At 62.8% G+C, this 6745-nt stretch carries 5 protein-coding genes; all 5 read left to right on the plus strand.

What is annotated here, in order from left to right:
* The first annotated feature begins 372 nt into the window (after nt 1-372).
* The 5 genes from RWT78_RS26825 to RWT78_RS26845 all read left to right on the plus strand — a co-directional run bounded on the left by RWT78_RS26825 (nt 373) and on the right by RWT78_RS26845 (nt 6638).
* A complete protein-coding gene (locus RWT78_RS26825; protein WP_314682068.1) occupies nt 373-1812 on the plus strand; it encodes a solute carrier family 23 protein in 1440 nt (479 codons plus the stop codon).
* Between the two features lie 89 nt (nt 1813-1901).
* Nucleotides 1902-2804 (plus strand): xanthine dehydrogenase family protein subunit M, encoded by a 903-nt coding sequence (locus RWT78_RS26830; protein WP_042448023.1) that lies wholly within the window; start codon nt 1902-1904, stop codon nt 2802-2804.
* A 2-nt stretch (nt 2805-2806) separates the two neighbouring features.
* Nucleotides 2807-3451, plus strand: coding sequence for a (2Fe-2S)-binding protein (locus RWT78_RS26835; protein WP_003946048.1), 645 nt, complete (start codon nt 2807-2809; stop codon nt 3449-3451).
* Complete coding sequence (gene cutA, locus RWT78_RS26840) at nt 3448-5970, plus strand: aerobic carbon-monoxide dehydrogenase large subunit (protein WP_314682073.1); 2523 nt, start codon at nt 3448-3450, stop codon at nt 5968-5970. The genes RWT78_RS26835 and cutA overlap by 4 nt, the downstream gene beginning before the upstream one ends.
* Nucleotides 5967-6638, plus strand: a complete 672-nt coding sequence (locus RWT78_RS26845) for a carbon monoxide dehydrogenase subunit G (RefSeq protein ID WP_007735490.1) — start codon at nt 5967-5969, stop codon at nt 6636-6638. Before cutA ends, RWT78_RS26845 begins: the two co-directional genes overlap by 4 nt.
* Nucleotides 6639-6745 lie beyond the last annotated feature (107 nt).

Consider the following 6745-nt stretch of genomic DNA (forward strand, 5'->3'; position numbering starts at 1 on the left):
TGCAGATTTCGCCGACGTTTGTCATGACCGATGATCAGGTCGCGGAGATGGCAGCGGGAATCCTCGCAGCCCTCGGCTAGGACTGTCGTTTTCCGTTGACAGACATCGTGTTACGGAATCATTAAGCCGAAGAAAATGTTTGGGCCCTTCGTGGCGTGGTCCTCATTTCGGTCGAAACTGCCTCCAACACTGACGATGACCCCTGCCCGCATCATCTGCCACCATTGTTGCCAATCTCGGTGAGTGGGTTCTGGCAGATTGTCATCACGTCCAAATCTCGGTCCTGCATTAGCGTTTCACTCCAGACACGGTGTTTGTGAGCTGGGGCACAAAGCATTTCGAACACCTTCCTCCTTTGCGAAAGGTCTCGTCATGCCGATCTGGACGTTGCACGGAGACGGAAAGAACATCGGACCCGGTGAAGTGGTCGCTCCCGGCGAGCGACTCAGTTGGGCGAGAACCATCGGGTTGGGCGGCCAGCATGTCGTGTCGATGTTCGGCGCGACGTTCGTCTTCCCGATCATCATGGGCCTCAATCCTCAACTTGCCGTGATGATGTCGGGCTTTTGTACGCTCTTCTTCCTGCTGGTGGTCAAGGGGCACGTCCCCAGCTACCTCGGAACATCCGCAGCTTTTGTCGGTGGCGTTGCCGCCATTCGTGCCCAAGGTGGAACGACGGCCGAAGTGACCGGTGCGATTCTGGTGTCGGGGTTGGTTCTGGGATTCGTCGGCATCGCCATCCACTTTCTCGGCGGTGGCGTCATCAGTAAAGCGCTACCGCCGGTGGTCACCGGCGCTGTGGTGATGTTGATCGGCTTCAACCTGGCGCCTGTGGTCGCGGGGTTGTACTGGCCGCAGGATCAGTGGGTGGCACTGATCGTGATGGTTGCACTGATCGTGATGAGCGTTGCGCTACGCGGCTTCCTGGGACGTATCGCCATTCTCGTCGCGCTGGTTTTCGGCTACATCTTCTCGTGGGTCCTCGACCGGCTCTCCGGTCCGATCACGTCCGCCAGTGGTAGCGGCGCACCCACCGAGCACTTTCGTGTCAACTGGGATTCGGTGCACTCGGCGTCCTGGTTCGGGTTGCCGCCGTTCTCGGACGAAGCCAACGGGATCGTCGGTATCCACGCTCCCTCGTTCAGCCTCACGTTCATCGTTCTGGTGCTTCCCGGTGTCATCGCACTGGTCGCGGAAAACGCCGGACACGTCAAGGCGGTCGCCGAAATCACGGGCGACGATCTCGACCCGTACATCGGACGCGCCATTGCCGGTGACGGTTTTGCCACCGCCATCGCCAGCGCAGTAGGCGGCTCCCCCACTACGACGCATGCCGAGAACATCGGTGTCATGGCTGCCACGCGGGTGTACTCGACCGCCGCGTACGTGATTGCGGGTTTCATCGCGATCCTGCTCGGCTTCTCGCCCAAGTTCGGAGCAGTCATGGCGGCGACGCCCGGCGGCGTCCTGGGCGGAATTCTTGTGGTTCTGTTCGGCATGATCGGTCTGCTCGGCGCCAAGATCTGGAAGGAGAACGGCGTCGACTTCGGGAACCCGCTGAATCTGATGCCGATTGCCGCCGGTCTGATCATCGGTATCGGCGACACGGCGCTGAAGTTCAGTGACACGTTCTCGCTCGGAGGTATCGCGCTCGGCACCATCGTCTTGATCGTGATGTACCACCTCTGTCGGCTCGTAGGGTCCTGGAACCCTGAACTGAACAGGCCGAAGTCCGGGAGGCGGCCGGGCGCAACGCCGGGGGCGAATGCGTCAGATGACGAACGCGAAGAGCCCGTGGCGCAGCTCACGTGATGCCAAGTTGAATGTATGCCAGGTATGACCCGTGACCGTTGTCACATCTGCACAAAACGTGAAGTGACTCATAGAGGCAGGATTGAGTAATGAAACCGTCGCCGCTGACTTATCACCGACCGTCCTCGGTCGAGGACGCGTGCCGAATCCTCTCCGAGGTCTCTCACGAGGGGAAGGTGCTCGCCGGTGGGCAATCGCTTGTGCCGCTGCTGTCCATGCGCCTCGCCGCGCCCGCCCACATCGTCGACATCGGATCGATCCCGAACCTCGCTTCGGTGACCTCGTCCGAAGACGAAGGAGTGCGGTTCCAGGCCCTGGCCACGCACTCGGTGCTGGCGGCCGACGAAGGTGCTCGTCGAGTCCAGCCTCTGCTGAACCGTGCTCTGCAGTTGGTAGCGCACCCCACGATCCGTAACCGCGGGACGAGCGTCGGCTCCATCGTCCATGCCGATCCGTCGGCGGAGATGCCGGCAGTCCTGACACTGCTCGGCGGCAGCGTGACCGTCCAGTCGGTGCGTGGCACCCGCGAGATCGCGTCGACGGATCTCTTCGCCGGCCCTCTCGAGTCGAGCCTGGAATCAGACGAGATCGCGGTGTCGGTGTCGGTGCCCGCCGCCGAACCCGGCGTGGGAACCGCCATCGACGAGATCGCGCGCCGTCACGGTGACTACGCACTGGTCGGTGTCGTCGCACGGATTCGCGTGGTCGACGGTCTGGTGGCCGAAGCGCACATGACGTACGTGTCCGCCGGAGAGCTGGGACAGGTCGTGGACTACACGGACGTACTGGCGGGGGCGTCGGCGACGGATCAGCGGGACCCGCGGTGGCGCACCCTCGGGGAATGCGCCCGCGCGCAGATAGATACCGAGGCAGACATTCACGGGACGGCGGCGTACCGCTCGCAGTTGGTGTCCGCGCTCACCGCGCGGGTCGGCTTCGCGGCGGCAACGGATGCTCTCAGTGAGAACGCAGTACTGGCAGGAAAGTGGTGACAATGTCCAAAAACGATCGCTCCATCGATGATCAACTTGCCGAGCTGGCAGCAGACACCGGTGAGCACCATGTAGCTGTCACGTTCACGCTCAACGAGGTGACGAACACCGTCGTTCTTCCCTCCCGCACTCTGGCTTCGGATGCCATTCGTCACCACCTCCGTAAGACGGGCACGCACGTGGGTTGTGAACACGGCGTGTGTGGTGCGTGCACCGTGCTGCTCGACGGAAAGCCGGTTCGGTCCTGTCTCGTCCTCGCGGCCAGCCTCGAAGGTCGATCGATCACCACCGTCGAAGGCCTCGTCGAGCCGGACGGCACTTTGCATCCGGTTCAGCAGGCGTTCAAGGATTGTCACGGTCTGCAGTGCGGATTCTGCACTCCGGGATTCGTGACGACCATCGCGGCATTTCTCGAGGAGAACCCCAACCCCACGCGGGAGGAAGCCACCGACGCGATAGCGGGAAACCTCTGCCGTTGTACGGGGTACCAGAACATCAGGGCGTCGGTTCTGCGCGCGGCCGAGATCAAGCGTGAACGGGCCGGGCAGTTCCCGCTCGGAATCGACGACGCGTCCACTCGGGAGGCGTTGGATCGTAAAGTGCGGGGAACAACGAATCCCGTCGGAGGACGGGCGGGTAAGGCATGAGTACTCCGGTCAAACCAGCAAAGCGCAACGGGGCGAAGCATCCCGCTTCCGATCATTCGACGGCCGATCATTCGGTTGCCGACGACGGCAAGTTCTTCGGCAAACCGATTCCGCGCGAGGAAGATACGCGTCTGCTCAGCGGGCAGGGGCGATACCTCGACGATCTGGGCCACAACGCGCTGATCGCGGCATTCGTCAGGTCGCCGCACGCCCATGCGCGAATCATCGACATCGACATCGATCAGGCGCTGGAAGTGCCTGGCGTACATGCCATCTACACCTACGAAGATCTCCTCGCGGACACGCCGGAAATGGCGGAGAACCTGCCACTGCTCATTCCTCATCCGGGAATCATCGCTCCGCGCAACGGGTATCCCCTCGCGAAGGACGAGGTGAAGCATGTCGGAGAAGCCATCGCCATGGTGGTCGCCGACAACCGGTACATCGCCGAGGACGCTTGCGCGAAGATCGACGTCACCTACGAGGCGCTGAAGCCTGTAGTGGGGATCGACGTCGCTCGCACCGCCGCCAACGCCGTCCACGCCGACGTTCCGGACAACGTCGCCGCTCACCTGCAGCACGGGTTCGGAGATCTGGATGCCGAACTGGCCGCCGCGCCGCACCGACTGACGCTGGATCTCGAAATCGAGCGTTCGGCTTCCATGCCGATGGAGGGCAAGGGCGTCTACGCACGTTGGGACGGTGACGAGAACACCCTCACGTTCTGGACCTCCACCCAGACGTCCACGTCCGCCCGCGCCGCAATCGCCGCGCGATTGGGGATGGCGCTGAACAAGGTTCACTGCATCGCTCCTGACGTCGGCGGCGGATTCGGCGTCAAGATCGTTCACCCGTGGCCCGAAGAAGTCATGATCACGTGGGCCGCTCGACGCCTCGGCCAGGCCGGTATCTCCTGCGAGGTGAAGTGGGTCGAGGATCGCCGTGAGCACTTCATCTCGAGCGCACACGAGCGCGGGCAGATCCAGAAGGTCGACATCGGATTCGACGACGATGGTCGTCTGTTGGCGTTCGACTTCACGTTCTGGCATGACAACGGCGCTTACCTGCCGTACGGGATCATCGTCATGATCAACACCGCGACGCAGGTTCTCGGGCCGTACAAGCCGAAGTCGTTCCGGGTCAACGCCTATTCGCTTTACACCAACACCGTGATCGTGACCCCGTACCGCGGCGCCGGACGTCCGCAGGCCGTGTTCGCGATGGAGCGATCCATGGACGCCATCGCCAAGTACCTGAACAAGGACAAGATCGCGGTGCGGGAGGCGAACTTCATTCGCCCCGAGGACATGCCGTACGACTTCGGCCTGATGTTCCAGGACGGACGCCCGTTGATCTACGACACGGGCGACTACCAGGCGGGCATCGACAAGCTCAAGAAGCTCATCGACTGGGACGGATTTCCCGAGTACCAGAGGAAGGCTCGTGCCGAAGGTCGGTCGGTCGGCATCGGTATCGGCGCGTACGTCGAGGGAACCGGACCCGGACCCTACGAGGGTGCACACGTCGTCGTCGAGACGTCCGGAAAGGTCAAGGCCGCAACAGGCTTGACGACGCAAGGCCAAGGCCACCAGACCGCGTTCGCCCAGATCGTCGCGGACGATCTCGGAGTCAAGGTCTCCGACGTCGAGATCGTCACGGGTGACACCCGCCGGTTCGGTTATGCCGTCGGCACTTTCGCCTCGCGTGGGGCGGTCATGTCGGGTTCGGCCTTCCATGTCGCGGCGCAGATGGTCGCGGAGAAGGCGAAGAAGATCGCCTCCGGAATCTTGGATCTGCCGGAAACCGAACTGGAACTCCGGGAAGGGCACGTGTGCAAGATCGGCACCGAAGCCGGAGTGGAGGGTACGTCCGTACCGCTGAGTGTTGTTGCCGTGCTGTCGAACCCGCTACGATATGCGTTCGACCGTGAGTCGAAGCTGGCCAGCGGTTTCGCCAAGACCGACACGGACATGTCGAAGCCGCCGATTCCCGAGGGTGAGCAGCCCGGTCTGGAAGCAACCGGCTACTACTCGCCGCCCAGTTCCACCTTCGCTTCGGGAGTGCACGCGGCGATCGTCGAAACCGATCCCGTGACAGCCGAGATCACGGTCCGTCGTTACGTTGTCATCCACGACTGCGGAAACGTGATCAACCCCCGCATCGTCGAAGGTCAGGTCATGGGCGCCGTCGCGCAAGGTATCGGCGGCGCACTCTACGAGCGGATCGTCTACGACGAGCACGGGCAGATGCTCAACGCGTCGTACATGGACTTCTTGATGCCGTTCGTCACCGAGATGCCGGATTCGCTCGAGATGGATCACACCGTCACGCCGTCGGGACTCAACCCACTCGGAATGAAGGGTGCCGGTGAGGCCGGTGTGATCCCCACCAGCGCCGTCATCGCGGCTGCCATCGAGGACGCCGAAGGAATCTCGATCACGTCCATGCCCATTTCACCGTCCGAACTGTTCGAACTTCGACTCGCACACGCGGGTTCGTCATCAGAGGAGAATGCATGAGAATCGCCGGCACCGCGCAGCTGACGGCACCTCGCGAAGAGGTCTACGACAAGCTCCAGGACGGTCGTGTACTGGCCGCGACCATTCCCGGTGTGCAGTCGCTCGAGCAGCTCACGGACAATCACTACAAGCTCTCCATCATGGCGGGGGTCGCGTCGATCAAGGGCGTCTACGACGGCGAGGTTGTTCTGTCGCAACAGAATCGGCCAAATTCGTTTGTCATGACGGCTTCGGGGGCGGGTGCTCCCGGCACGGTGAAGGCGGACGTCACGGTCACCTTGACGGAGAACGAGGGTGGCACGCTGCTTTCGTATGACGCCGACGCCGTGGTCGGCGGGATGGTCGGCGGCGTCGGGCAGCGCATGATCACCGGTGTAGCCAAGAAGATGGCCGGGGTGTTCTTCAAGAGCATCGACGGCGTCATTGCCAACGGCATCCCCGAGAAGGTCACTGCCGCCGTGGCGGCGGCGGTACCGGCAGTGGCGGTCGAAGGCGCGCCGGTAGTTTCCGGAGCTGTCGCGGCACCGGCGGTTCTCCCGGCCGCTGCACCGACAGCGGGCGGCACAGATGCTCGCACGGTGATGGTCAGCGCCGTCGTCGGCGCAGCCATTGCTTTGTCAGGTGTTGCTATAGGCGGATTCCTGGCGCGTTCTGGTTGTCGCGAGTAGTTCACTCAGGTGTCAACAGCTGATTTGCGATGAGGGAAACGCCCCGAACCGACCAGGTTCGGGGCGTTTTTCACGTCCGCGTCCCCCACGGGGGCGCCGGCGAAGAT

It is taken from the genome of uncultured Rhodococcus sp., assembly GCF_963525155.1.
GTDB lineage: Bacteria > Actinomycetota > Actinomycetes > Mycobacteriales > Mycobacteriaceae > Rhodococcus_F > Rhodococcus_F qingshengii.

Coding starts and splice junctions, on each gene's coding strand:
- RWT78_RS26825 (WP_314682068.1), top strand. CDS start 373: ATGCCGATCTGGACGTTGCACGGAGACGGAAAGAACATCGGACCCGGT.
- RWT78_RS26830 (WP_042448023.1), top strand. CDS start 1,902: ATGAAACCGTCGCCGCTGACTTATCACCGACCGTCCTCGGTCGAGGAC.
- RWT78_RS26835 (WP_003946048.1), top strand. CDS start 2,807: ATGTCCAAAAACGATCGCTCCATCGATGATCAACTTGCCGAGCTGGCA.
- cutA (WP_314682073.1), top strand. CDS start 3,448: ATGAGTACTCCGGTCAAACCAGCAAAGCGCAACGGGGCGAAGCATCCC.
- RWT78_RS26845 (WP_007735490.1), top strand. CDS start 5,967: ATGAGAATCGCCGGCACCGCGCAGCTGACGGCACCTCGCGAAGAGGTC.